The organism is Microcystis sp. 49638_E5 (assembly GCF_021300285.1).
GTDB lineage: Bacteria > Cyanobacteriota > Cyanobacteriia > Cyanobacteriales > Microcystaceae > Microcystis > Microcystis aeruginosa_C.
On the sequence record NZ_JAJTDH010000006.1, the window covers coordinates 1 to 592 of the forward strand.

1 protein-coding gene is annotated in these 592 nt (G+C 46.1%); it reads right to left on the reverse strand.

Features of this window, described 5'->3' with window-relative positions; translation table 11 throughout:
* Positions 1-14: 14 nt before the first annotated feature.
* The coding region (locus LW728_RS02205) for an IS982 family transposase (RefSeq protein WP_287764963.1) at positions 15-592 on the reverse strand (578 nt) is incomplete at its 5' end.

The window sequence follows — 592 nt, forward strand, 5'->3', positions numbered from 1 at the left end:
AACCCCAGTTCGGGTTAAGCAGCGGGGGGTAAAGCCCATTCCATCTTCAAGGAGGGTTTTTTCGGCTGGTGACAGTAAGCAATCAAACCACAGAGAAGATTAACGCAAAAATTAACAGGGCTGCGGTGGCGGGAATGTTCAATCTGAGAGATGTTCTTGAGTTGGTCAATAATAGTCTCGACAATAGAACGCTTACGGGATAAAAGCTTGTCATAAAGGCGGATTAAGCGATTTTTCATGTTCCGCTTGGGTTTAGCAAAAAACTCAATACCAAAATCTTTGAGCAGTTCCTCCCCCAGGGATTGAGAGACATAACCTCGGTCAGCAAAAACTTTGCCAAACAAGGATTGTAGCAATTTGTTCACGGGTTTGCGGTCGTCCACATTGCCGGGGGTAAGGTGAACGTTGAGCAATTCTCCTTCCTCGTTCACCACTAAATGCAGTTTAAAGCCAAAAAACCAGTCCACAGAGGTTTTTCCCCGTGCGGCTAAATTGTCAAACACCCGATGACTACTGATGCGGCGATTATGGCAGACCTGAATTTTGGTGGCATCGACAAAGCTAATCCCCGTGCAACGACCAAAACAATGCT